Source organism: Streptomyces sp. NPDC012825, assembly GCF_042900925.1.
Classification (GTDB): Bacteria; Actinomycetota; Actinomycetes; order Streptomycetales; family Streptomycetaceae; genus Streptomyces.
In genome coordinates, this window is sequence record NZ_JBIBBZ010000007.1 from 39,324 (window position 1) to 64,367 (window position 25,044).

The following is a 25,044-nucleotide window of genomic DNA, read 5'->3' on the forward strand; positions in this document are numbered from 1 at the left end:
GGGGGCCGGTCAGGGCCTGTGCCGGAGATCAGCGCCGGTCAGGGCCCACCGTCGGACGCCGGCGCCCGCGCCGGTCAGGGGCCGCCGTCAAGCGCCGGCGCCCGCGCCGGACGTCAGTGCCGGTCAAGGCCTGCGCCAGTCGCCGGACGTCAGGTGCGAGCCGGCCATCGGGCCCATGCGGAGCATCCCGCCGTCCACCGCCCAGGACGCCCCCGTCACGTACGACGCGTCGGGGCTCGCCAGGAAGGCGACGACGGCGGCGACCTCGCGCGCGTCCCCCGGCCGTCCGAGGGGAACACCCGGCCGGGACGTGCTCCGGACGTCCTCGTCCTCCTGACCGGTCATCGGGGTGGCGATCTCGCCGGGCGCGACGGAGTTGACCGTGATGCCGTACTCGCCCAGCTCCAGCGCCATGACCTGGGTGAGCAGCCCGAGACCGCCCTTGGCGGCGCAGTACGGTCCGGCGCCCACCCGGGGCTGGTGCTCGTGCACCGAGGTGATCTGCACGATGCGGCCCCCGCGCCCCCGGTCGATCATCCGGCGGGCGGCACGCTGGGCGCACAGGAACGGTCCCGTCAGATCGACGTCGAGCACCTCCCGGACCTTCTCCAGGCTCAGGTCGAGGAAGGACTCGGCGGTGCCCGTGCCGGCGTTGTTGACCAGGACGTCGACCCCGCCCAGCTCCTCCGCGAGCCGGTCGACCACGTCGGCCGCCCCCGGCAGCTCCGTCAGGTCCAGACGGGCGACCGCCGCCCGTCTCCCGTGGGCGCGGACCTCCTCCGCCGTGGCCTCCGCGCCCGCCTCGTCGGTGTGCCACGTGACGCCCACGTCGAGACCCGCCTCCGCGAGCCGTACCGCGACGGCGCGCCCGATCCCCGAGTCCGAACCCGTGACGATCGCCGTGCGCGGGTCGAAGCCCTGGATGTCGGCCATGACTCCGCCTCCTCTCGTGCTCCTGCGTGCTTCTCGCCTGTGCTGCCCCCCGCCGCTACCCCCGTCGCGGCCGGTCATGCTCCGCCACTGTCGGTGACGGGCCCGCCCTTCGTCGGCGGGAAGCGGTACGGAAACGGACGACGGGGGGGAGGCGGGGCATGGGGCCCGCCGGATCGGGGAGACGCGCCAGGAGAAGGGCACCGGTACGCAAGGACAACCGGTCCACCCGACGTGAGGAGACGCCATGAGCGGTCCGCAGAGCCGTGAACAGCCAAGGAGCGGAAAGGGCGCGGCCACCCCGCAGGATCTCGCCGAACTCAAGGCCCGCCAGGCCCACCGGTCCGACGAGAGCGGCCGGAGCGCGGCACACGGTACGGACAAGGGGGACAAGAGCGGCGGCGAGGGCGGCGGAACCCCTCCCGGGCAGCGTCCCGACGAACCCTGACCGGCGCGGAACGACCCCGCCGGCCGTGGGACGAAGGACCATGCGCCCGGCGTACCACCGGCACCCCGACGGTTCACACCGCCGGGGTGCCGGCACGAGTGGACCCGGCGGTACGAACCCCGGGGCATCGGTACGAGTGGACCCCGCCCGACCGGGCAGGGGCCGGGTGCCGCTGTCCGGGCCCTTTCCCCTCCTGCCCGGGCAGCGGTCCGGGTCTCCGGACGCCCCACTGCGGCCGATGCCCGCCCGTCACCCCTCGATTTCGTCCGTCACCCCTCCACGCCCGTGGCGTCGTGCTTGGCGCCGGCGGGCTTCGACTCCGGTGAGCCGCGCTGACGCGGGTACACGGAGAGGACCGCCATCGAGGCCACGGCCGGCAGCTCCGACTGCCAGTTCTGCAGGGACCGGCTCCAGAAGTCGGACGAGACCGGACAGGAGCGCCAGGGGATCGGCGTCCGGAGCTGGCGCGGCCGCAGCTCGTTGTGGGCGGCGACGCCCGAGACCGACTGCGCCGGCCAGGACAGCAGGAAGAAGACGGCCATGACCAGGCCGAGCGACCGGGAGCAGAGGGCCTGCCGCCAGTCCTCGGTGCCCGCCCACCGGGGCGAGTCCGCCTTCGCCTGCTCTCTCCCACGCGCTGATCGCGCTCGCTCTCCGTACCCATCCCGTCCAACGGCTTGGACTCGGGCGAGCCGCGCTGGAGCAGGCAGACCGTGCCGAAGATGTACAGGAGGAACCGGAGGAACTCCGACTGCCAGTTCTCAGTGACGTCGACGGCTAAGTCCGAGGACATCAGGTAGTCGCCGAAGCCGACCTGCTGCAGGCCCTGGACGGCCGGCTGCTCGTCGAACTCCGCGCGCCCGGCGACGGCCTGCGCACCGAGCACGACCAGGAAGGCGGCCCCGGAACAGAGGGTGAGGCTGTTCGACCGCCAGAAGCCCCTGCGGTCCCGGCCGGCCGTCACCGGTGCATCATCCCGATCACGGTGAAGCACGCCAGGCCTCCCACGACGGTCAGCACGCACGCGGTGAACACGGTCCTCACGGTCACGCCCCCTTCAGTGCGCAGCGGTACGGATCGTCGCCGCCCTCCGGCACGCATCCGGCGGCGGTCACCCGCCACCCGTCGTCGAACTGCGACAGGAAGAGCGTCTCGTAACCCACTTGGAGCAGTGCCTGACGACCGTAGACGTCCACGCTCGACGCGCCCTCGCCCCGGGGGAGGTCCTGCGAGGGCAACGCCCGTTCGCACGGCCGCTTCTCGTCCTCCTCCAGCTGTTCGCGGCTCTCCGGCGCGAGTAGTGCGCACGCCGCGCCGTACGCGCCGGAGGCGAGGGCCTCCCCGAAGGCGCGGCCCGCCCGGGAGGCCCCGTCCTGACGTGTCTGCGGCGCACCGCACGCACACAGCGCCACCACGGCCGTCAACGCCCCGAAGAGCACGGGGATCCTCGCCCAGTTCCTCCGTCCGGTCCTCACGGCCACGGCGCCAGATCTTGTACGCCGCCTCCCGGCTACGCCCTTCCGGGCCGGGACGGCAAGAACGGCGAGGCCGAATGCTCCCGCACCTCACCTGTTCGAGTGCCACCGAGCCCGGGCTCGTCCGGCCGGGACCCGAACATCCGTTGTCAGTGGCCCTGGTTAGTCTCCCCACATGTCGCAGCTCAGGGGCGTTCGACCCCTGTATTCGGGCTGCGCGTTTTCCGACGACAGGCGGAGGGGACACGGCCGATGGCGTGGCTGGCAGCGGACGAGGGGTACGAGATCACCCTCGATGAGGGGCGCGTGGTCGCACGGCGCGCCGGGGGACGGCAGTTGAAGACCCTGCCGAAGGCACTGCGGGACCATCCGGAGACCGACCGGCTCCGGCGGCTCGCCGAATGGCTGGACCGGCACGCGGCCGCGTGCGTGGCCCAGGTGGACACCTGGATGGTGTCCTCGCTCCCCGTGCCCACCGGGCTGATCGCCCGCGTGTGGCCGGACGAGGCCTGGCAGGCCGCCCTCCGCGACATGGCCGTGGTGGGCGACGACCCCCACGAGGTCGGCTTCCTGCGGGACGTCACCGCCGACGGCGAGTTGAAGGTGGTGGACCTCGACGGCGAGACCGTACGGCTCTCCCCGCGCACCGTCACCCTCCCGCACCCCGTGCTCCTCCCCGACCTCGACGACGTGCGGGACTTCGCCGCCGAACTCGGCATCACCCAGAGGGTGGAGCAGATCCACCGCGCCACCTGGACCGGGCCGGCCGCCGCCCACCCCGGGACGGCGACCGAGGTACGGGACTACGCGGGCGGCAAGTTCGCCTCGCGCTTCGGCCTCGCGGCCCGCGCGACCTCGCTCGGCTACCGCGTCTCCGGCGGCTACGCCACCTGCAAGGTCCGCGACGGCGGCCGCGCCACGGAGGCGTCGGTGTGGATCGGCGAACCGTACTGGGACGGGGAGACGGAGACCGGCGGACTCGGCTGGCACGACGACGACGGCCGCGCCGTGCGGCTGAACGAGGTCGGACCGGTGGCCTGGTCCGAGGGAATGCGCATGGCCGCGGCGCTCTACGCCGGCCGCACGATCGAAAAGGGTGGGGACGCGTGACCGGCACGACCGCTTCCGACAGGACCACGGGCGACGCCCCCGGAGGAGCCCGCGGCAACGCGGAACTCCTCGCGGCCGGAGCCGTACTCCCGCCCGACGCCCGGGACGCGGGGGCCTCGGCGGTCGACCTGACCGCCCGGACCTACCGCCACCCCGCCCTCGGCGAGCACCGGGTCGTCGTCCGCCTCGCCGCGGCCGAACTCGGCCCCGCCGAGGACCTCGCCGCCGGCTTCCTCGGCCTCGAACCCCACGGGGAACCCGCCGTCGTGGGCCTCGGCCGCCGCCAGGAGCTGGGCTTCCCCGAATGGGTCCTGGTGCACCACCCCGAGGACGGCCACCACGCCCTCGCGGTCGTGCCGGAACTCGACCGCCTCGCCCGGCAGGCCAGGACCAGGCCCAAGGCCGCCCTGGACGCCTGCCTCGAACTCGCCGGCCGGCTCGCCTCCGCCGTCCCGCACTTCCTGCCCGTCTTCCACGAGCAGGCCGCCCGGATCTTCCTCGGCGTCGAGAACACCACGTACGCGGGGCAGCTGTTCGCCCGCGCCCGCACCAGCGAGGCGCAGCACGGCCTCGCCGTCGACGAGGACCGGCTCGACGCCGTCTTCCTCGAATTCGCCCTGGCCGGCGCACTGCCGGTGAAGGTCCTGACCGGATACGGCAAGGAGCTCGCCGCCCGGCTCGCGCCCGCCGAGGCGTACGAGCGCTTCCGGCGCCTGTGCGTGCGCCGCACCGCCGGCGGACTCGCCCCCTCCGCCCAGGCCACCGCGGAACTGCGCCGTCTGGCCCGCGCCGCCGGCCTGTCCGCCGCCGAGGCGGAACAGGACCACCTCGCCGAACTCCTGCCGCTGCCGGCCACCCTGCGGGCGGCCGGAGGATGGTGGAAGACGCACCGCTCCGCCCTCGTCGCCCTGGCCCGCCGGGTCCCGGCCGTACGCGGCACGCTCCTGGAGATGATGCCGTCCTCCGACGAGGGCGAGCTCAGCGACCTGTGGCTGGGGATCCTCACGGAGTCCGGGGCGGACGCCGGGCTGACCGACGCCGACGTGCCGCCGGAGGAGAGCTGCGCCGACGGCGCGGCCGGCTGGCTGGAGCGCTTCCACACCGCCCGGCACCGGGGCTGGGGCGACCGCCGCACCCCGCCGGCCCTCCTCGACCTGGTGGAACGGGCGGCCGGGCGGCTGCGCGCCGACCTGGCCGCCCGCCCCGACGGCCAGGACTTCCTGCGGATCGGCGTCGAGGACCTCGACCTGCTCGACCTGCTGCTCTCCCTGGACGTCCCGGTCGCCGACCCGGAGCCGGAGACTCCCCGGACGACCGGCGCCTCCCTCAACCTGTCGGACTGGGCGCGGGGGGACGACCCCCGCGACCTGACCGCGCTCGCCGCCGACCCCCGCTTCCGCCCCGCCTTCCGGCGCGCCGCGAACACCTACCGCGACGCCTCCGCCGGAGCGGACGTGATGCGCCGGCTCGCCGCCGCGGCCGGCGGGCGCCCGATGCTCACCGAGTGGGTGCGCGACGTCGCCCGCGACTCGACCGCCGCCGGACTGCCCGGAGTGCCCAGGGCGATCACCCGCCTGTCGTGGCTGCCCGCCGAAGCCCTCGCGCTCGCACCGGAGGAGGTCGCGGCCGCCGCCGGCGCCGACCTCGGCGAGACCCTGGCGCGCACCCTGCGCGCCGGCCTGTGGGAGGAACTCCACTGGCCGGCCTGGGAGGAGGCCGTCGCGGACCTGACCCCCGGACGCGACAAGCTCGACGGCCTCGTCGTCTTCGAGGCCTGGCCCCGCCTGATCGTGGCCAACTCCCACCGGGTCCGGGTCATCGACGCCGACTCCACCGTCCTCACCCACGACCTGCGCGTGCCCACCGGACGGTCCTCCCACCGCCACGGCTTCCACTACGTGGACGGCGCCCTCCTCGTGTTCTGGACCGGCTACGGCAACAGCTCCGTGCAGGGTTACTGGCACACCGCGCCCGACCACGTGCTCACCCTGGACGCCGACATCAGCCACTGGTCCCTGCGCTCCGACCGCCCCAGCCTGCCGCTGCCCGGCGGCGGCCGCGCCACCGGCGGCGGAGTCCTGCACGCCGGTGACACGAAGCTCCCCGGGGAGCGGGCGGTGATCTCCGACGGCACCTCGTACTGGGTGTGGGAGCACGTCGAGCGGTGCGGGAACGAGGGGTGGCACGAACACAGCGGCTGGGTCGAGTACGACCCCGCCGAGGGCACCCGGGGCCGGCGCTCCCTGCCCGGCTTCCTCGCCGACGCGACCCGCTCCCACGCCCCCGGCGCCCGGCTGGCCGCCTCCTCCTCGTGGCTGCGACCCGCCCCCGCGGTGGACGGCTCGGTCCTCGGCACCCCCGCCGACGGCCTGCTCGGCTGGCGGGTCCTGCGGATCCCCGGCGACGGCTGGCGCGCCGACGACACCGCCGGCCGCAACGTCTCCCTGCCCGAAGGCTCCGACACACCCGTCGCCGCCCTGACCTTCCCCGGCGATGACCGGCCCAGGGCCCTGACCCGCCGGTGGCGGGAACTGCTGCTCACCGACCCGGACGGCGTGATCACGACGGTGTCCGACGGCGACCGGAACGACATCCACGGCACCGCCGCCACGCCCCTGCCGCCGCTGTCCCACTTCTACGCCCTCCGCCCCCGCGACCCGCAGGGCTCGGAGGCGCTGCGGGCCGCCGGCGCGGAGACGGCCGGCACCCTCCTGAAGGCGGCCGTCCTGGCCGAGCGGGCCGCGGACGTCCCGGACCTGGTGACCGCCGCACTGCCGGGGATCACCGCGCCCGAACTGGTCGCGGGCGTGGCGAAGACGCTGCGCTTCGCCGTGGCGCAGCAGAAGGCCCTGGACGCCGTCGCCGCCCGACTCGACCCGGCGGCCGAACCCGAACAGGCACGCGACGAGGGCCCCCACGACAGCCTGCTCGCCGAGGCGCTCGACGGACTCACCGGCTCCGGCCACTACAGCAGGGGCGCCGCCTCGGACGTCGCCCACCGCTTCCTGGACGAACTGGCGGCGGCACGGGCCGACACCTCCGCCACGGCCCTCCCGGGAAGGCTGCACCACGACCTGCCCTCCCTGCCGTACTCCTCCTTCTCCCTCGTCTCCCTCCTGGACGAACCGGCGGCGATCGCCTACCGGGCCGTCGCCCCCGGCGGCGGTGACGAACACCGGGCCGCACTGCTCGGCGTGCTCGGCCGGGTCGACGCCCTGGGCCTCGCCTCGGCGTCGGGACCGGCCGGCCACTGGCGCCTGGCGCGGCTCCACCTCGCCACCCCCCACCTGCACACCTCCGACGGACTGGCGCGCGGCGCCTCGTACTCCACCGTCCTCCCGCTCGGCGGGGGAGCGGTCCTCGGGATCACCGAGAACGACCGGGGCGTCGACGACGGAAGGGAGTTCGAGGCGCTCTTCCACGACCCCGACGACCGGTTCGAGGCACCCGCCCCGTACACCCTGCGCGGCGCGACGCCGGTGGGCGACCGCACGCGCGGCGCCGACTGGCTGACCTCCTTCCTGCGGGAGGCGGAGAACCGCGAGCGGACCCCCTTCCTCCCGGAGGCCGCCGAGGAGTTCGGCAGGCTCACCGGCGCCCCCGGAGCACTGGCCCGGCTCGTCCTCGCCGGCATGCCGAACGTCGACGACTGGGAGAACAACTTCCTGCCGACGGAGCTGCGCACGACCCTCGGCCTGAAGGTGGCCGACGCGGCCCGGGCCCGTGACGAACTCCGCGCGCTCCCCGTCGGGGTGCGACGGGCCGTGGTGGCGGCGCTCCTGCCCGACGACCCGGCACGGCTGTGGACCGAGGGCCCCGACGTGGCGTCGGCGGCCGAGGTCTGGAACGCGCGCGTGGGACGGCGCACCCAGGTGCCCGACTGGCTCATCGGGGAGGCCACCCACGCGGTCCGCACCGGCTGGTCCGTCCACCGGGCCCTCCCGGCGCTCCTCGGCCCCGCCGCGTCGCCCGAGCTCTCCACCGACGTGGCGTGGCACATCGCGGGAGACCGCCCGGCGCCCGTGAACCCGGCCGACCACCCGTTCACCGACGCGGTGCTGACGGGCTCGATGGGCCTGACGGCCTGGCTGGCCCACCGGCTGCCCGCCGGCGATCCCGCGCGGGCGGCGCTGCCCGGTGCCCTCACCGCCGTGCGGCAGCGCCTGGCCTCGCCCGAACTCCTCGTCGCCGCGGGCCACTACACCGGCCTCGCGGACTTCCGGAAGGTGGCGGGCACCCCCACCGAGACGGCCCCGGACCACGAACGGTACGGCGCGGTCCTCATGGCCACGCACGACGGACAGCCCCAGCCGGCCCTGCGGACCGCCCTGCTCGACTCCACCGGATCCGACCCGTACCTGACGGTCCTGCGCGGCCCCGACCAGCGGCCGACCGACGTCGAGACGGCGTTGCGGCGGGCGCACGACCCGGCGTTCGCACGGCTCCTCGCCGACCCGGGCGCGCCCGCCGCCGGGGAGACGGACCAGGACGGCACCTGGTGGCCCCAGGACCCCTCGCGCTCCGTGCCCGACCTGGTCGCGGAGGTCGCCGGGACCCACGGCCTGGGGGCCGACGCGGCGACGCTGTACCTGACGCTCCTCGCCCTGCCCGACCCCACCGACCGCAACACCGCCCGGTGGACCGGGTGGAAGCCGGCCCGCCTCAAGGCGGCCCGCGCCGAACTGGCCGCCACCGACCTGGTGGTGTCGGCCGTACGGGCCCGGGCGGGACGCTCGCTGTTCCTGCCCGGCGCCTGGTCCGAGCAGAAGGGACTCGGACTGCCGGTCGAGCAGTGGAAGCTGCCGATGTACGGGCCCTTCCTGAGCGTCCTGGTACCGGTCGAACCGGCCGCCGAACTCTTCGCCCGCGCCTGGCGGCGGACCCTCGACGGCGACCTTCCCCGCTTCGAGGAGCTCAAGGTCCGGCGCACCAGGCGCCGCCGCTGACCTACCCCCGGACCGGCCGCCGCCGGCTCGGCCGCCGTCGGCCTGGCCACCGGCCGATCGGCCACCCGCCGAGACGGCGACGGCACGGCACACCGTCGACCGACCGACCGACCACCGCACGCGGCGACGTCGCGGCGCGGCCCCCCCCCCGGCCCCCCCGCCCCCCGCCCCCCCCCCCCCCGCCCGGGGGGGCGGGGGGGCGCCCCCCCCCCCGGGCGCCCCGCGACGGACACCCGTACCCCCCTTCCCGGAGGAACCCCGCATGACCGTCACCGAACAGCCCGCCCCCGCCCGGCAGGTCCGGCCGGCCGAGGAGCGCCACGCCGCCGAACTCGCCTTCCTCGCCGCCCAGGATCCCGGCCCGCGCCCGCCCGGCTGGGCCCTGACCCCCCGCGCGGCCGTCACGTTCGTCTGCGGCAGCGACGGCGCGGAGCTCGCCCTGCCGAAGCGCCGCGCGGGCCTGCCCGCGAAGCTGGAGATCGCCCCGAAGTTCGTCGGCGAACGCGCCCTGGTGGAACGCTGCGTGGTCACCCTCGCGGGAGAGCGCGGACTGCTCCTCACCGGCGAGCCCGGCACCGCCAAGTCGATGCTGTCGGAACTGCTCGCGGCCGCTGTCGGCGGCACCAGCTCCCTCACCGTGCAGGGCACCGCCGGCACCACCGAGGACGCCTTCCGCTACGGCTGGAACTACGCCCTGCTGCTCGCCCAGGGCCCCTCCCCGCAGGCCCTCGTCGACTCCCCGGTCCTCGCCGCCATGCGCACCGGCCGGGTGGTGCGCGTCGAGGAGATCACCCGCTGCCTGCCCGAGGTGCAGGACGCCCTGGTCTCCATCCTGTCCGACCGCCGGATCACCGTCCCCGAACTGACCTCCACCGAGGACGCGGTGGTCACCGCCGCCCCCGGCTTCACCGTCATCGCCACCGCCAACCTGCGCGACCGGGGCGTCTCCGAGATGTCCGCCGCGCTCAAGCGCCGCTTCAACTTCGAGACCGTCGACCCGATCGCGGACGCCGACGCCGAGGCCGTCCTGATCCGCCGCCAGGCCGTCGCGGCGGTCCAGCGCGCGGGCGCGCCCTTCGGCGTCGACGACGCCGTCCTGGACGCCCTCGTCACCGTCTTCCGGGACCTGCGCTCCGGCCGCTCCACCGAGGGCTGGGACGTGGAGCGGCCGGGCACGGTCATGTCCACCGCCGAGGCCGTCCAGGTCGCGGCGTCCCTCGGGGTCGCGGCCGCCTACCTCCCCGGCGGGGACGTCCTCGACCTCCTGCCCGGCCACCTCCTCGGCGTCGTCCGCAAGGACGACCCGGCCGACCACGCGCGCCTCCTCGGCTACTGGGACGGCCCGGTCCGCCGCCGGGCCGAGAACGGCTCGGCGATGTGGCGCCGCCTCTGGGACCTGCGCGGGAGCCTGCGGTGACGACCCTCGACCCACGGGCGGCCGTGGACGCCCTCGCCGCGTCCCGCACCCCGTACCTCCTCGGGGTGCGCCACCACAGCCCGGCGCTGGCCGCCGTGGTGCCCGCCCTCCTCGACGAGGCGGGCGCCGAGGTGGTCTGCGTGGAACTCCCGGCCGACTTCCGGCCCTGGCTGGAACACCTGGCGGACCCGGAGACCGTCGCCCCCGTCGCCCTGGCCGGAGCGGGCGAGGGCGGACGCCTGGCGTTCTACCCCTTCGCGGACTTCTCCCCGGAACTCGCGGCGGTGCGCTGGGCCCGGGACCGCGGCGCGGAGGTCGTCTGCTGCGACCTGCCCCTGTCCGACCCCGGCTGGTCCCTGCTCGGCACGGACCGGGACCGGGACGGCGGGGTGGACGGCGGGACGGACGGCGACCGTGCCGCTCCGGACACCGGGGAGACCCCGGGACGCGGCGCCTTCGCCGCCGCGCTCGCCGCCGCCGGCACCGGCCGGGAGGGCGAGGACATGTGGGACCGCGCCGTGGAGGTGCTGGCCCCCGGATGCTCCCCGGAAGCGGTCCGCCGCGCCGCCCTGGGCGTGGGCTGGGCCCTGCGCGCCGACGCGGACATGCCCGCCGTCGACCTCGCCAGGGAGACCCGGATGCGACGGGTGATCGCCGAGGCCTCGGCCGGAGGCCGACGCGTCGCCGCCGTGATCGGAGCCTTCCACGCGCCCGCGCTGCTCACGCCGGCGGAAGGGGAGGGGACGGCCGGTACGGACTCGACGACAGACCCGACCGGGGCCGGGCCGACCCGGACCGACTTGGACGGGGCCGGCTCGGGCGGGGCTGCTTCGGGCGGGGGCGGGGTGAACGGGGCCGCTTTGGACGGGGCCGACTCGGATGGGTCCGGAGTGGACGGGGCAGACTCGGGTGGGGCCGCTTCGGACGGGCCCGGGGTGGACAGGTCCGGCTCGGACGGACCCGGAGTGGACAGATACGGCTCGGACGAGCCCGGGGGGCACGGGCGCGGGCCGGAAGGCGCCGGTACTGGCTCCGGCACCCTCTCCGGCGCGGACGAGCCCGGCAAGGCTGACCGGGGCCGCGCTCTGGGGGTCCCTGTGACGGACTCGGCGACCTCGGCGACGACCGTGGATACGACGGTTCCGGCCGGGACCCCGGAGGCCCCGGCTCCGACGATCCCGGCCCCGGGGACTTCGGCCACGGCCGCGACAGTCCGGGCCGGGACCCCGGAGGCTCCGGCCACGGACCCCGCCCCGGCGGTGACCTCGTTCGTTCCGTACTCCTTCGACCTGCTCGACTCCCGGTCCGGCTACCCCGCCGGGATCCGTGACCCGCTGTGGCAGCAGGCCGTGCTCACCGCGGCCGGGAACCCCGAGCGGATCCGGGAGGCGGCCTCCGCCGCGGTGACCGGCCTGTGCCGGGAGATGCGCCGCGCCGGGCACACCGCCGGCACCGGCGAGGCCGCCGAGACGCTGCGCCTCGCCTGCGACCTGGCCGCGCTGCGCGGCCTGCCCGCTCCCGGGCGGGGAGAACTCCTGGAGGCCGTCACCACCGTCCTCGGACAGGGCGAACCCCTCGGCCGGGGCCGGGCGCTGGCCCGCGCCCTGGAGTCCGTGCTCGTCGGCACGGCGCGCGGCCGGATCAGCCCGCACGCGCCCCGCTCCGGCCTGGGCCCCTCGGTCGAGGAGGAACTCGCCCGGCTGCGGCTGCCCCGCCCGGAGGAGCCCGGACCCCGGGAGGTACGCCTCGACCCGCTCCGTTCGCCCCTCGACGGGCGTCGCGAGGTGCTGCTGCAACGCCTCCTCGTCATCGGCGCCTCCTACGGCGAACCCCTCGCCGTCGCCGCCACCGGCGACGGCACCGCGCTCGGCACCAAGTGGCGCCTGGCCTGGAACCCGTCCGTGCCCGCCCGGCTCGACCTCGCCGGAGTACGGGGGGTCACCGCCGCCCAGGCCGCCGCCGGCACCCTGGCCGAGACCGCGCGCCGCGAGGCCGCCGAGGGCGGACCCATCCCGGTCCAGCTTCTGGCCGGGCTCGCCGCCGCCGCCCGCTGCGACCTGCCCGACCTGGTCGACGCGCGGCTGCGCGAGGCCTCCGCCGTCCTGCCCGACAGCGCGGGACTGCCCGAACTCCTCGAAGCGCTGGACCTCCTGGAGGGCCTGCGGCGCGGCCACTACCCCGGCACCACCGAGGACGCCCGCGCCACGGCCGGGACGCTCACCGGCGAACTCCTGGAGGCCGCCGTGCGGTCGCTGCCCGGCCTGGCCGGCAGCGACACCCCCGCGGACGCCGGAGCCCTCGTCGCGCTCGCGGACCGGTCGGCCGCCCGGCACCTGGGCCTCCGGATGGACCGGACCCTGGCCGAACTCGCCGCCGAAGGTTCGCCGTTGATCCAGGGCGCCGCCCTGGCCGTACGGGTGCTGCTCGACCTGGACCCGGCCGCGGACCTCGGCGAGCGGGCGGCCGGCTGGATCGACGGAGCCGCCACCCCCGAGGCGCGGCGGGCCCTGACGAGGCGGCTCGCGGGACTGCTCACGGCCGCCGGCCCGTTGCTCCAGGCCTCCCCGGAGGCACTCACCCCGCTCCTCGACCGGGTCGACGCCCTCGCCGACCGGGACTTCCTCGACCGGCTCCCGGCCCTGCGCGGCGGCTTCGACGCCCTCGCCCCGGCCGCCCGGGACCGGCTCCTGACCACGGTGGCCGAACGGCTCGGCGACCGGCTGGACCTCTCCCTCGACGCCCCGCCCGAGCTGCTCGCCCTGTGGGCGGCGGCCGACGCGGCCGGACTCGCCGCGCTCAAGTCCCTGGCCCTGCCCGACCCGGAGGCCCCGGCCGCTCCGTACTCCACACCCGACCCCGACCCCGACCCCGACCCCGATCCCGATCCCGAACCCGAAACCGGCGCCGCCGCCCCGGCGGACACGCTTTCCACCGGAGTACCGGACCGGCGGCTCGCCCCCGCCGACCGCTGGCGGCTCCTCCTCGGCCGCCACAGGGACCGGCTGTCCGCCGACGCGCGCCGCTACGCCCGCGCCCTGGACGAGCTGTACGGCGGCGGGCGCGGCGAAGGAGCCGACGACCTGGACGCCGGCTCCGGCGGAGGCGGGGGACAGGAGCACTCCTTCCCCACCGCGCGCGAGTGGTCGCGGGAACTGGAGGCACTCTTCGGCGCCGACGTCCGCGAAGAGGTCCTGGCCGAGGCCGCCGGCGCGGGACGCACCGACGTGCTCACCCAGCTGGACCCGGCGGCGGTCCGTCCCTCGGTGGAACTCCTCGGCTCGGTGCTCTCCCTGGCCGGAGGCATGCCCGAGGCACGACTCGCCCGGCTGCGGCCGCTGGTGAAGCGGCTCGTCGACGAGCTCGCCCGGGAGCTGGCCACCCGCCTGCGCCCGGCGCTCTCCGGACTCGCCACCCCGCGCCCCACCCGGCGGCCCGGCGGACGCCTCGACCTCGCCCGCACCCTGCGCGCCAACCTCGCCCACACCCGGCGCACGGACGACGGCCGGGTCGTGGTCGTGCCGGAACGTCCGGTGTTCAGCACCCGGGCGAGCAAGGAGTCGGACTGGCGTCTGATCCTCGTGGTCGACGTCTCCGGTTCGATGGAGGCCTCGGTGATCTGGTCGGCGCTGACCGCCGCGGTGCTCGGCGGCGTACCGACCCTGTCCACGCACTTCCTGGCCTTCTCCACGCGGGTGGTGGACCTGACCGACCGGGTCGAGGACCCCCTGTCGCTGCTCCTGGAGGTACGGGTCGGCGGCGGCACGCACATCGCGGCGGGTCTCGCGCACGCCCGCTCGCTGATCACCGTGCCGAGCCGCACCCTCGTCGTCGTGGTCAGCGACTTCGAGGAGGGCGCACCGCTCGCCGGCCTCCTCGGCGAGGTCCGCGCCCTGGCCGCCTCCGGCGCGCACCTGATGGGCTGCGCGGCGCTCGACGACGCCGGGGCGCCCCGCTACTCGGTGCCGGTGGCGCGTCAACTCGTCGCCGCCGGGATGCCGGTGGCCGCCCTCAGCCCGCTCGCCCTCGCCCGCTGGGTGGGCGACCGCCTCCGTGGAGAACCCCGTTGAGCCCCGAATCCCTGCCGCCCGTCGCCCCCGACGTCCTCGCCGAGGCCGTGGAGCAGCTCAGCGCACGGCTGCGCAAGAAGCTCGACGCCGCGATCGCGGGCTGCGCCGAGCACGCCGTCCGGGCCGCCGACGGGTCCCTCGGCGTGCGCTTCGGCGAAGACGCCCTGGTCACCCTGCGCCCCGGCCCGTCGGGCACGGTCACCGAAGCCGGACAGGCCGTCTGCACCTGCCTGCTGGCCCCGCGCTGCCTGCACCGCGCGGCGGTCCTCGGCGCGGCACCCCTCGCGGACGCGGAAACGGACGCGGAAACGGGCCTCCCGGAACCGGCCGTGAACTCCTCCGAGCGGGCCGCAGCCCTCTCCGAGCCGGACGCAGACGCCTTCGAGCCGACCACGGACCTCCCGGAGCGCACTGAAGGCCGCCTGGAGGTCACCGTGCCCGCCGTACCCGTCCCGGCCCCCGACGGCCCCGCCCCCGAACCCGCCACGCCCCCACTCACCCCCGCCCAGGTCCGGGCCGCCACCGCCCTGTGGGAGGCGGCCGCCGAGGCCCTGTCCGCTGGGGTCACGGCCGGCGGGGCGGTGGTCCAGGCCGAACTGCTGCGCGCCGCCCACACCGCGCGCCTGGCCGGACTGCCCCGCGCCGAAGCGGCCGCGCTGCGCGTCGTACGGGGACTGCGCGCCGCGCGGGAGCGCGGCCGGGGGCAGCGCCTCGGCGACCTCGCGGGCGCCTTCCGCGAACTCCTCGCCGCGGCGGCCCCGCTCTCCTCGGGGACGGCGGGGCCCGGCCTGGCGGGCGGCGCGCGCCGCGCCTACGCGCAGGGCGGCAGCCTCAGGGTGTACGGCCTGTGCCGGGAGCCGGTGCTCTCCGCCACCGGATACGGGGGCGTGTCCACCCATCTGATGGGCCCGGACGGCGCCCGCTACACGGTGTCCGACGTCCGCCCCGGCGGACCGGCCAGGGCCGGGGGAGCGGGCTCCGCTTCCGTGGCGCTCGGCGGAGGCGTCCTCGACCACGCGGGCCTCGCGCGCGGAGGGCTGCGGATCGCCGGCGCCACCGTCTCGCCGGACGGGCGGCTCGGGGCGGGCCGGGGCGTGAGCGCGACCCCGCTACGAGGGGTGGACTGGTCCGAGGAGCCCGCGTCGGTGCTGTTCGCCCGGCCGGTGGGCGAGGCGATGGCCGCGGCGTTCGACGACGGTCCACGGGAGGCCGGCACCGCCGAAGCCGCCCTCCTCGGCTGTGACGTGGAAGTGCTGGGAGCGGCGGGGGAGTACCTCGTGGTCCGGGTCGCCGGGGACGGGCCGCTGCTGCGGCTGCGTCCCGCCCACCCCCACCCGGAGCTGCCGCACGCCGCCAACCTGCGCAGGATCGCGGAACACCCCGGGCTCGCCCTGCGCGTCCTCGGCCGTCCGGACCTGGACCGGGCGGCGACGCTCCGGCCGCTGGCGGTCGGCCCGGTGCCGGGGGAGCCGTACACGCTGCGGCTGCCGGAGGAGTGGCTCGGCAGGGCCGATCTGGGGTACGACCGCCTCCAGGGAAGCCACTTCCCGCGCGGGGCCGCGGGTTCCGGGTCGGGCGCCCCGCCGACCGCCGTACCGGATCCGCTGGCGGACGCGCCGCTGTGGCGGGTGCGGCGGCTCCTGGAGACGGGGGTCGCGGGCGGGCGGCGTGCCGTGGCCGAGGCCGGCCGGGGGACGGACGCGGCCGCCCTCCTCGCCCCGCTGCGCCGGGCGGGCCTCGGCGGCGCGGCGCAGCTCGCGGCGGCCCTGACGGCGGAGGCGGACCGCCGTCCCCGCGACGCCTTCGGCCGCCTCACCGACGCCCCGGCCGACGGCTACGCCCGTGCCTGGCTCGCCTCGGCGGTCCATCTGGCGGCCGCGGAGCGCTCGTTGGTGGTGGCGTCCTGGTCCTGACACGGGTCCCGGGGCCGGGGCCCGCGCGGAACCGCCGCCGTGCCCCGCCCCGGACCGTGGCTCGACACCGCCCACGCGGTCGGGGTGCTTCCCCGTCGCCCTGGTCGCCGCCCTCGTGACCGCGCTGTGGTGGTCCGTCGGGCACGCCACCGTCACCTGCGCGCCGCGCTACCTGTACGCGCCCCCGGGGACGCGGCCGATCCCGCCCCGCCCGTCCTCGACGCGGTGATCGACGACTTCGCCCGCTATCACGTGGCGATGGCCGTGATCGCCGTGGCGGACACGACGACCGCGGCGGCCCCGGGACCTGCCCTTTCGGCGTTCCTCGACGGCGGCTGGTGACACACCGCCGGCCACGGCTGGCCCGGGGGTGTGAATCCCGAAGAGTCTCTTCGGGGGAGGGGAGGTCCTGCCCCGATGGCCGACCGGCAAACGCGCGATATGGTCCGCTTGTGCGACATAAGGCCCCCTCGGCGGGGTAGCGGCACACCCATGGACACGACACCCCTGCGCGCCGTCGCTCTCGTCTGCAGCCTTTCCCCGTCGCCCGCGCGTTCCAGTTCGCAGCTCCTGGCGGAACAGGTCATGGCGGCACTGGGCGAGCACGGCGTCACCGGCAAGACCATCAGGATCGCCGACCGCAACGTCCTGCCCGGCGTGGAGACCGACATGGGGGAGGGAGACGACTGGCCGGAGATCCGCGACACCGTTCTGGGCGCGGACATCCTGGTCCTGTCGACCCCCATCTGGCTCGGCCACCCCTCCAGTATCGCCCAGCGCGTCCTGGAGCGGCTGGACGCCGAACTCTCCGAGACGGACGACGAGGGCCGGATGCTGACCTACGGCAAGGTGGCGGCCGTCTGCGTGGTCGGGAACGAGGACGGCGCGCACAAGGTGAGCGCGGACCTCTTCCAGGGCCTCAACGACGTCGGCTTCTCCCTCGCCCCCAACGCCGTCACCTACTGGGTCGGGGAGGCGATGCAGGGCACCGACTACCAGGACCTCGACAAGACCCCCGAGGCCACGGCCGGCACCACCGCGACCCTCGCCGCCAACACGGCCCATCTGGCCCGTCGCCTCAAGTCCGCCCCGTACCCGCCGTCCTGACCCGGATCCGGATCCGGATCCGGACTCAGACCCTGTTCCCGATCGAGACCGAGGAGCCACAGACATGACCCAGCACCGGAACGACGGACCGGGCCCCCGCACCACCCCTCCCTCCGAGGCCCCGGGGGAGAGCGGCGACGAGAAGGCGCGCGAGGAGGCGGCCGACGCGGTCGTCGGCGAGGCGGGCGACGAGGAGAACGAGGACGGTGACAAGGACGGCGACAGGGACTCCGCGTAGGGGGAGACCTTCCGCAGCGCGAACCGGGGAGGGCCGTGAGAACGTCACGGCCCTCCCCGGCGTACGAATCCCGGTGTACGAATCCCGGCGTACGAGCCCTGGTGTACAAGTCCTGACGTACCGAGGAAGCCCCGCGCCCTACGATGCGTACGCCGTCAAGGGCTCTCAGGCGGTCATGGCCGGGGGCACGCTCCCCGGAGCCTGGAGCGGTACGGAACCCGGGCCGCTCACCGTCAGGGCGATGCCGAGGCTCGCGCACATCCTGCGGGCCCGGGCGAGCGCGCTGTAGGAGGCCGGGGACGGGGAGGGAGTCGGGAATTCGAGGAGGACCCGGCCGGGACGGTAGGCCGAGACGATCGCCTCGATCTCCAGGGCCGCCGCGGCACGGCTGGTGACGTCGAGCTCGCGGAGGAGTCTCAGGTGCAGGGTGCCGTCCTCGAGGACATGGCTCACGAGCATGGTCTACCTCCCGGACCGGGTGGGCGCCGCGGGCGCGGCACAGGGCGGTGATCAGTGGGAGGGACCGGCGAGCGGTCCCGGTGCGGCGCACGGTGAGCGGTTCGTGGAGCTCGACGGGAACACCGTGAGCGCCGCATCCTCGGCGCGAGCCGGCCTCGATGCCGTTCTCCGCCGCAGGACGCTCCGTGTCCAGCCTGAAGCAGCTCGACAGGTGGTTGCCACCCTCCATTATGCAAGGAACGCGCCTGCCTGCACCTTTCCCGTTGCGGCTCCGCGCACCGGACGCGTGGGACCTGATTGAGGCGAGGGCGGCCGGGTACGCGGGGGACGACCACGACGGAACGAAGGAGGCAAACCGGTGAGTACGGTCGAGAAGACCATCGATGTGGACGTCCCGGTGCGAAGCGCCTACGACCAGTGGACGCAGTTCGAGGAGTTCCCCCGCTTCATGGAGGGCGTGGAAGAGGTACGGCAGGTGGACGACCGCCACTGCCACTGGCGGACCAAGGTGGCGGGAGTGCGGCGCGAGTTCGACACCGAGATCGTCGACCAGCTGCCGGACGAGCGCGTCGCGTGGCGCACCGTGGGCGGAGAGGTGCGGCAGAAGGGCGTCGTGACCTTCCAGCGGCTCGACGAGGACCACACCAGGATCCGGCTCGCGATGGAGGTGGAGCCGGAGGGCGCGGTGGAGAAGACCGGTGACGCCCTCGGGATCCTCGACCTGCGGGTCAAGGGCGACCTGAAGCGGTTCAAGGGCTTCATCGAGGAGCGGGGGCAGGCGACCGGCGGCTGGCGCGGCCGCGTCCGCCCCTCGGACAGCACGGGCACGGCGGCCCCGGTCGGCGGCACCCCCGGTACGACGGCTCCGACCGGCGGCACCCGGGGCACGACCGCTCCGACGGGCGCCCCGGGCGCTCCGGGTGCGACGGGCACGACGGACCCGACCGGTGGCTTCCCCACCGCCCCGGGCCAGGCCGACGGGTCCACGCGCGGCGCGGACGCCTGGCCGCCCGCCGACCGCCCCTGAGGCCCCCGGACACCACCGACCACAGGCCCGGGGCCGGTCGCGCGGACGGACGACGTCCCGCGACCGGCCCCGCGGCCGTCCGCCGCGACCCACGGCCGCTCACCCGCCCCCTTCCGCGAGCCGACAAGAACCACCAGAACCGCCAGCGTCTGAAGAACCGGAAGGCTGAGCGCGCGCCCGGGCCGATGATCTGGAAACTTGGGATACATGAGCAAGACCGCCCTCGTCGTCATCGACATGCTCAACCGCTACGACCACCCGGACGCGGAACTCCTCGTCCCCTCGGTCACACGGGCGCTCCCCGCCGTGGTGCGCCTCCTGGAACAGGCCCGCGAGCGGGACCTCCCGGTCATCTACGCCAACGAGAACTTCGGCAAGTGGCGCTCCCACCACGGGGAGATCCTGGAAGCGGCCCTCGACGGCCCGCACGCCGACCTGGTCGACCCGGTGCGCCCGGACGAGTCCTCCTACTTCGTCGTCAAGGCGCGCCACTCCGTCTTCTACGAGACCCCGCTCGCCTATCTGCTGGGAACGCTCGACGTGGACCACCTCGTGCTCTGCGGGCAGGTCACCGAGCAGTGCGTGCTCTACTCCGCCCTCGACGCCCACATCCGCCACCTCTCCGTCACCGTCGCCCGGGACGCCGTCGCCCACATCCACGAGGACCTGGCCGACGCCGCCCTGCGCATGATGGAGACCAACATGGGCGCGCGCATCATCCCCGCCGACAAGGCCCTGGACTGAGCGGGCACCCGCTCCGCGCCCCCGGGACGGACGCGTACGGCGGCGGCTGCCGGGCGGGCCCGGCCCTCCCGGGGCACATTGGTACGGAGGGGTGACCTCGCCCCCGTGTCGGGCCGGCCGCGCGTACGGCACGTGGTGCCGGGTAGTCGGGGGCGGGAGACCCTTTCCGGAAGCGAGGAGGTCCCCTCCGGCAGCGGGCGGAGAAGAGACGGAGCCGATCCCCGCCGCCCGGGCCCGAACCGGCTCTCCCGGCGTGAGCGAGAAGGGGCATGACATGAGCACCGATGACGGCACCTCCCGCGTGGTGGTGGGCGTGGACGGCTCACCGGCGTCGCACGCGGCCCTGCGCTGGGCACTCCGGTACGCGCGGCGCACCGGCGCGACCGTGCGCGCCGTGGGGGTCTACGACCTCCCCGGGGCGGAAGGATGGTCCGCGCCGGCCGTGGACGTGCTGTTCGACGAGGAGCAGGCCCGGCGGTCGCTCTCCGAGGAGTTCACGGCGATCGTCCCCCCGGACGCCGACGTCCCCCTGGTCCAGCACGTGGTGCGCGGCAACCCCGCCCGGGTGCTGATCGACGAGTCGGACGGCGCCGAACTGCTCGTCGTCGGAAGCCGGGGCCGGGGCGGCTTCGCCAGCCTGCTCCTCGGCTCGGTGAGCCAGCAGTGCGCCGCGCACGCGTCCTGTCCCGTCGTCATCGTCCGCCCGGAGACGGCCGACGGCGCCCCGCCCGCGGGCGACACCCCCTGACCCTGATACGCGTCGGTGACACGGAGGTCGGACCATCATGAACGCATCCATGTCCTTGGTGCTTCTGCCGGACGGCCATCTCGTCCTCCCCGCCGACGAGGTGACCGGTCTGCTCCGGCACCTCGCGGCCGGGTGGCTCGAGTCGACCGGCGAAGACGACCTCGACCTCGCACCGGAGACGGTGGTGGCCCTGGCGGGAGCGCTGACGGAGGTTGCCGACCGGATCGACGTGGAGTGCATCGCGCTCGCGCCGAACGGCGACGAGGACCCGTTCGATCAGGAGGAGCCGTTCGCCGACGGAAGCGGCGACGAGGACCCGTCCGACGAGGTCGTCCCCTACGACGGTCCGCTCAACGAAGGCAGCCCGTTCGACGAAGGGCGCCCGTTCGGCGAAGGGGGCCGCTTCGAGAGCGGCAACCCCCTCAGGGACGAGCACGGAGACCCGTACGACGGAGGCGGTCCGCCGCAGCCCTGAGGGAGCGCCCGCGCGGAGCCGGGCTCCACGGGTCCTCCTTCAGGAGCAGGTCCACGTCGGTGAGGCGCCGGGCGCGTGCGTCGAGCGCCGGATCGTCCAGGTCGTCCCAGGCGAGCGGGGCCGCGACGGGCGCACCGGCCCCGGCCCGCACCGTGTACGGGGCCACGGCGGTCTGCCCGTACGCGTTGCGCTGGATGTCGAGGTAGAGGCGTCCCTCCCGCGCCTTCTTGCGCACCTCGGTGGTGAGCCGGTCGGGGTAACGGGCGGCGAGCACCCCGGAGACGTCGGCGGCGAAGGCCCGCACGTCGTCGAAGGGCGTGCTCCGGTCCAGCGGCACCAGGACGTGCAGTCCCCGTGAGCCGGTGGTCATGAGCAGCGACGGCAGCCCCAGCTCGTCGAGCAGGTCACGGAGCCACCGGGCGGCGTCCCGCACCGCCCCGAACCCCTCCCCGGACGGGTCGAGGTCGAAGACCAGCCGGTCCGGGTGGTGGGGGCGGTCGACCTTCGACAGCCACCGGTGCAGGGTGACGGAGCCCTGGTCGGCGAGGAGGACCAGGGTGGCCGCGTCCCCGGCCAGGACGTACGTGACGGTACCGCCCTCCTTCGGCATCTCGGCGCGCCCCACCCAGTCCGGGAAGTGCTCCGGCACGTCCTTCTGGAAGAAGCCCCGGTCGCCGATGCCGCCCGGATGGCGCTCCAGGGTCAGCGGACGGCCGCGCAGGTGCGGCAGCATCCTCGGGGCCACGGCACGGTAGTACTCCGCGAGGTCGGCCTTGGTGATGCCGTCCTCGGGGAAGAGCACCTTCTCCGGCCGGCCGACCGTGACGGCCCGCCTGCCCGCCCGTACCTTCAGGGTCTCCGTCATCGCGTCCTCCCTCTCCGTGCTCGACACCCGGCCCCCTTGTTCCCGTGTTCGCGCGGGGTCTCCTCACGAGCCGCTACCCGCGAAGCCGCACGGCTACCGCGCGCTCCCGCCGGGCGGCTGGGGACGGGGGACGAACCCCCCGGACGCATACGACCCGGCGGTCCGGGGCACTCGCGCCGTGACCCCCGGAAGCCGCATGTGAGGAGTTTGACCATGAGGGCGTTGACCTGGCACGGACACCGGGACGTTCGTGTGGACACCGTGCCCGACCCCCGGATCGTCGACCCGACGGATGTGATCGTCCGCGTCACCTCCAGCGGCATCTGCGGCTCCGACCTGCACCTGTACGAAGTGTTCGGGCCCTTCCTGGACCCCGGCGACATCCTCGGCCACGAGCCCATGGGAATCGTGGAGGAGGTCGGCCCCGAGGTGCGGAACCTCAAGGTCGGCGACCGGGTGGTGGTGCCGTTCAACGTCTCCTGCGGCACGTGCTGGACGTGCGACCAGGGCCTGCAGTCCCAGTGCGAGACCACCCAGGTCAGGGAGTACGGGACGGGCGCCTCCCTGTTCGGGTACACCAAGCTCTACGGGCAGGTCCCCGGCGGCCAGGCGGAGTTCATGCGCGTCCCCTTCGGCGACACCCTGCCCATCAAGGTGGGCCAGGAGGCCTCCGACCAGCGCTACCTCTACCTCTCCGACGTGCTGCCGACCGCCTGGCAGGCCGTGGCGTACGCCGACGTCCCGCCCGGCGGCACCGTGACCGTCCTCGGACTCGGCCCCATCGGCGACATGGCCGCCCGCATCGCGCTCCACAAGGGCGCGAGCAAGGTCATCGGCGTGGACCTCGTCCCCGAGCGGCTCCGTCGCGCCCGGAGCCGCGGCGTCGAGGTCCTGAACCTCAAGGAGCACGGCAAGGACCTCGGCGACCGGGTGCGGGACCTCACGGACGGCCGGGGCACGGACGCGGTCATCGACGCCGTCGGCATGGAGGCCCACGGCGCCCCGCTCACCAAGCTCGCGCAGAAGGTCCCCGGGTTCCTGCCCGACGCGATCGCCCAGAAGATGATGACGAAGGCCGGCATGGACAGCATGGCCGCCTTCGACACGGCGGTGGACGTGGTCCGCCGCGGCGGCACCATCAGCCTGTCCGGCGTCTACGGCGGCGCCGTGGACCCCGTGCCGATGTTCAGCCTCTTCGACAAGCAGATCCAGCTCCGCATGGGCCAGGCCAACGTCTGGCGCTGGGTGGAGGACATCCTTCCGCTCCTCGACGACGCCGACCCGCTCGGCGTCGACGACTTCGCCACCCACACCCTGCCCCTGGAGGACGCGCCCCAGGCGTACAAGACGTTCCAGGACAAGAAGGACGGCATGATCAAGACGGTGCTGACCCCCGGCCGCTGAACGGGCGCGTCCCACACCGCCGGGCCGGACGAATCCCGTCCCCGCCCCGGCCGGGCGGTGTGAAATTACGACCGCGTGGAACCCGTCTCTCATGGAAGCGACGTCACAGGACATGTCCGGTCCCCCTCACGCCCCTCTGCTCGACAGCACCGCGGCCCTCCTGATGAAGGGGTACGGGTGGCTTCCCGACCTGCGCCGGCGCGCCGGGAACGCCCCGGCCGTGCCGGTGCGGATCCTCGGCCGGCGCGGAGTCGCGCTGCACGGCAAGGAGGCGGTGGACTTCTTCTACGACGAGCGGCACGTCCGCCGGCACGACGCCCTGCCCGGACCCGTCCTGGACACCCTGTTCGGCCGCGGAGCCGTCCACACCCTCGACGGGGGCCCGCACCGCGGCCGCAAGGCGATGTTCCTGACGCTGCTCAAGGACCCGGAGCGGATCGCGGCCCTGGTGGAACAGGCCCGGCGCGCGTGGGACCGGGCCGAGGAGGGATGGCAGGACCGGGAACGGGTGGTGCTCTTCGACGAGACCGCCCGCGTCCTGACCAGGGCCGTGCACGACTGGGCCGGCGTCCCGCTGGCCGGGGGCGAGGAGGAGGCCGTCGCGCGGGACCTCGTGGCCATGGTGGACGGCTTCGCCGCCGTCGGCCCCCGGCACGTGCGCGCACGGCGGGCGAGGACGCGGCAGGAGGAGCGGCTCACCCCGCTGATCGAGGAGCTGCGGTCCGCGGGCGCCCCGTCGGGGCAGGCGACGATCGCACAGGCGGTGGCCGCGCACACCGACGCGAACGGCCGGCAGCTCGACCCGCACACCGCGGCCGTCGAACTCCTGAACGTCCTGCGCCCCACGGTCGCGGTCAGCTGGTTCGTCACCTTCGCCGCCCACGCCCTGCACCGCCGGCCGGAGCACCGCATGCTCCTGGCGGCGGACGAGCGGTACGCCTGGGGCTTCGCCCAGGAGGTCCGCCGCTTCTACCCCTTCGCGCCGTTCACCGGCGGCCTCGCGGCGGCCGACACCCGGTGGGGCGGCGTCCCGATCAAGAAGGGCACCCTGGTCCTCCTCGACCTGTACGGCCACGACCACGACCCCGACCTGTGGCCGGAGCCGTACGCCTTCGACCCGACCCGGTTCACCCGGCCGGGCGTGACGATCGGCCGCGACGACCTCGTCCCGCAGGGCGGCGGCGACTCGGCGGCGGGTCACCGGTGCCCCGGCGAGGACATCACCCTCGCCCTCCTGGCCTCCCTGGCCCCGCGCCTCGCCCGCCTGCACCACGATGTGCCCGACCAGGACCTGTCGATCCCCCTGCACCGCGTACCGACGCTCCCGCGCAGCGGATACGTCATGGAACGCGTCCGCCTGGCCTCGCCGGCGGCGGCGGGCTGACCGCAGCACACCACCCGACCGACACAGAGGATGGAGATCCGTATGAGCGACGCGCACACCCCGGGCAACTCGGAGAACCCGGTTCCCCGCGACCGCGAGGACGAGCAGGCCGCCGAGGGCGAGGACCCGATGGCCATACCCGTCACGCGGGACCCGGGCGAGGAGGACCTGCCGGACACCGACGTGTCCGGGACGGGGCCCAAAGGGCGACCGGAGAACGGGACCGTCAACCCCGAGCACCCCGTCCCCGACGAGCCCGCCGACTGACCGGGCCACCGCCGCCGCCC

General features: G+C 75.4%; 20 protein-coding genes and 2 pseudogenes. 16 read left to right on the top strand and 6 right to left on the bottom strand.

Translation table 11 applies throughout. The annotated features are described in order from the left end of the window. Nucleotides 1–123: 123 nt before the first annotated feature. Nucleotides 124–933, bottom strand: coding sequence for an SDR family oxidoreductase (locus tag ACFY7E_RS17490; protein WP_389485729.1), 810 nt, complete (start codon nucleotides 931–933; stop codon nucleotides 124–126). Between the two features lie 244 nt (nucleotides 934–1,177). Here ACFY7E_RS17490 and ACFY7E_RS17495 point away from each other — a divergent pair, with 244 nt between their 5' ends. After that, nucleotides 1,178–1,378, top strand: a complete 201-nt coding sequence (locus ACFY7E_RS17495; RefSeq protein ID WP_389485732.1) for a hypothetical protein — start codon at nucleotides 1,178–1,180, stop codon at nucleotides 1,376–1,378. A gap of 269 nt (nucleotides 1,379–1,647) precedes the next feature. Here ACFY7E_RS17495 and ACFY7E_RS17500 read toward each other — a convergent pair whose 3' ends face one another. From ACFY7E_RS17500 to ACFY7E_RS17510, 3 genes and pseudogenes are all read right to left on the bottom strand, one after another. Beyond that, entirely contained in the window at nucleotides 1,648–2,136 is a 489-nt protein-coding gene (locus ACFY7E_RS17500; RefSeq protein ID WP_389486124.1) for a DUF6766 family protein, read from the bottom strand. Beyond that, a pseudogene (locus tag ACFY7E_RS17505) lies at nucleotides 2,052–2,372 on the bottom strand (DUF6766 family protein); the annotation flags it as partial. The gene ACFY7E_RS17500 and the pseudogene ACFY7E_RS17505, both read right to left, overlap by 85 nt. A 52-nt stretch (nucleotides 2,373–2,424) precedes the next feature. Beyond that, the gene (locus ACFY7E_RS17510; protein WP_389485734.1) at nucleotides 2,425–2,859 is read right to left on the bottom strand and encodes a hypothetical protein; all 435 of its coding nucleotides are present in this window, start codon (nucleotides 2,857–2,859) and stop codon (nucleotides 2,425–2,427) included. 246 nt (nucleotides 2,860–3,105) lie between these two features. Here ACFY7E_RS17510 and ACFY7E_RS17515 point away from each other — a divergent pair, with 246 nt between their 5' ends. The 8 genes from ACFY7E_RS17515 to ACFY7E_RS17550 all read left to right on the top strand — a co-directional run bounded on the left by ACFY7E_RS17515 (nucleotide 3,106) and on the right by ACFY7E_RS17550 (nucleotide 17,651). Further along, nucleotides 3,106–3,963, top strand: coding sequence for a DUF4132 domain-containing protein (locus ACFY7E_RS17515; protein WP_389485736.1), 858 nt, complete (start codon nucleotides 3,106–3,108; stop codon nucleotides 3,961–3,963). After that, nucleotides 3,960–8,909: a DNA-binding protein gene (locus ACFY7E_RS17520; RefSeq protein WP_389485738.1), complete on the top strand. Its 4,950-nt coding sequence runs from the start codon at nucleotides 3,960–3,962 to the stop codon at nucleotides 8,907–8,909. The genes ACFY7E_RS17515 and ACFY7E_RS17520 overlap by 4 nt, the downstream gene beginning before the upstream one ends. A 262-nt stretch (nucleotides 8,910–9,171) precedes the next feature. Then, nucleotides 9,172–10,326 carry an AAA family ATPase gene (locus ACFY7E_RS17525; RefSeq protein ID WP_389485740.1) on the top strand — a complete coding sequence of 385 codons (1,155 nt, stop codon included), beginning with the start codon at nucleotides 9,172–9,174 and terminating at the stop codon, nucleotides 10,324–10,326. Next, entirely contained in the window at nucleotides 10,323–14,393 is a 4,071-nt protein-coding gene (locus tag ACFY7E_RS17530; RefSeq protein ID WP_389485743.1) for a DUF5682 family protein, read from the top strand. The genes ACFY7E_RS17525 and ACFY7E_RS17530 overlap by 4 nt, the downstream gene beginning before the upstream one ends. After that, nucleotides 14,390–16,306: a hypothetical protein gene (locus tag ACFY7E_RS17535; protein ID WP_389485745.1), complete on the top strand. Its 1,917-nt coding sequence runs from the start codon at nucleotides 14,390–14,392 to the stop codon at nucleotides 16,304–16,306. Before ACFY7E_RS17530 ends, ACFY7E_RS17535 begins: the two co-directional genes overlap by 4 nt. 129 nt (nucleotides 16,307–16,435) lie before the next feature. Next, on the top strand, nucleotides 16,436–16,648 hold the full coding sequence (locus tag ACFY7E_RS17540) for a hypothetical protein (RefSeq protein WP_389485747.1): 213 nt from the start codon (nucleotides 16,436–16,438) through the stop codon (nucleotides 16,646–16,648). A 150-nt stretch (nucleotides 16,649–16,798) separates the two neighbouring features. After that, entirely contained in the window at nucleotides 16,799–17,413 is a 615-nt protein-coding gene (locus tag ACFY7E_RS17545; protein ID WP_383443249.1) for a flavodoxin family protein, read from the top strand. Nucleotides 17,414–17,477: 64 nt separating this feature from the next. Further along, on the top strand, nucleotides 17,478–17,651 hold the full coding sequence (locus ACFY7E_RS17550) for a hypothetical protein (RefSeq protein ID WP_383443251.1): 174 nt from the start codon (nucleotides 17,478–17,480) through the stop codon (nucleotides 17,649–17,651). Between the two features lie 165 nt (nucleotides 17,652–17,816). Here ACFY7E_RS17550 and ACFY7E_RS17555 read toward each other — a convergent pair whose 3' ends face one another. Further along, entirely contained in the window at nucleotides 17,817–18,110 is a 294-nt protein-coding gene (locus ACFY7E_RS17555; RefSeq protein ID WP_389485752.1) for a hypothetical protein, read from the bottom strand. A 358-nt stretch (nucleotides 18,111–18,468) separates the two neighbouring features. Here ACFY7E_RS17555 and ACFY7E_RS17560 point away from each other — a divergent pair. From ACFY7E_RS17560 to ACFY7E_RS17575, 4 genes and pseudogenes are all read left to right on the top strand, one after another. Next, a pseudogene (locus ACFY7E_RS17560) lies at nucleotides 18,469–18,927 on the top strand (SRPBCC family protein); the annotation flags it as partial. Nucleotides 18,928–19,344: 417 nt separating this feature from the next. Next, nucleotides 19,345–19,881, top strand: a complete 537-nt coding sequence (locus ACFY7E_RS17565) for a cysteine hydrolase family protein (RefSeq protein WP_389485755.1) — start codon at nucleotides 19,345–19,347, stop codon at nucleotides 19,879–19,881. Nucleotides 19,882–20,155: 274 nt separating this feature from the next. Beyond that, nucleotides 20,156–20,629, top strand: coding sequence for a universal stress protein (locus ACFY7E_RS17570; protein ID WP_389485758.1), 474 nt, complete (start codon nucleotides 20,156–20,158; stop codon nucleotides 20,627–20,629). A 49-nt stretch (nucleotides 20,630–20,678) separates the two neighbouring features. Further along, a complete protein-coding gene (locus ACFY7E_RS17575) occupies nucleotides 20,679–21,104 on the top strand; it encodes a DUF6213 family protein (RefSeq protein WP_383443261.1) in 426 nt (141 codons plus the stop codon). On the opposite strand, the gene ligD is transcribed toward ACFY7E_RS17575, so the two are convergent. Beyond that, entirely contained in the window at nucleotides 21,052–21,969 is a 918-nt protein-coding gene (gene ligD / locus ACFY7E_RS17580; RefSeq protein ID WP_389485761.1) for a non-homologous end-joining DNA ligase, read from the bottom strand. The genes ACFY7E_RS17575 and ligD overlap by 53 nt on opposite strands. A gap of 213 nt (nucleotides 21,970–22,182) precedes the next feature. On the opposite strand from ligD, the gene ACFY7E_RS17585 reads away from it, so the two are divergent. The 3 genes from ACFY7E_RS17585 (at nucleotide 22,183) to ACFY7E_RS17595 (ending at nucleotide 25,024) form a co-directional block, all read left to right on the top strand. Beyond that, on the top strand, nucleotides 22,183–23,373 hold the full coding sequence (locus tag ACFY7E_RS17585; protein ID WP_383443267.1) for a zinc-dependent alcohol dehydrogenase: 1,191 nt from the start codon (nucleotides 22,183–22,185) through the stop codon (nucleotides 23,371–23,373). Nucleotides 23,374–23,485: 112 nt separating this feature from the next. Further along, the gene (locus ACFY7E_RS17590; protein WP_389485764.1) at nucleotides 23,486–24,757 is read left to right on the top strand and encodes a cytochrome P450; all 1,272 of its coding nucleotides are present in this window, start codon (nucleotides 23,486–23,488) and stop codon (nucleotides 24,755–24,757) included. 42 nt (nucleotides 24,758–24,799) lie between these two features. Then, nucleotides 24,800–25,024 carry a hypothetical protein gene (locus tag ACFY7E_RS17595; RefSeq protein ID WP_389485766.1) on the top strand — a complete coding sequence of 75 codons (225 nt, stop codon included), beginning with the start codon at nucleotides 24,800–24,802 and terminating at the stop codon, nucleotides 25,022–25,024. The last annotated feature ends 20 nt before the right edge of the window (nucleotides 25,025–25,044 follow it).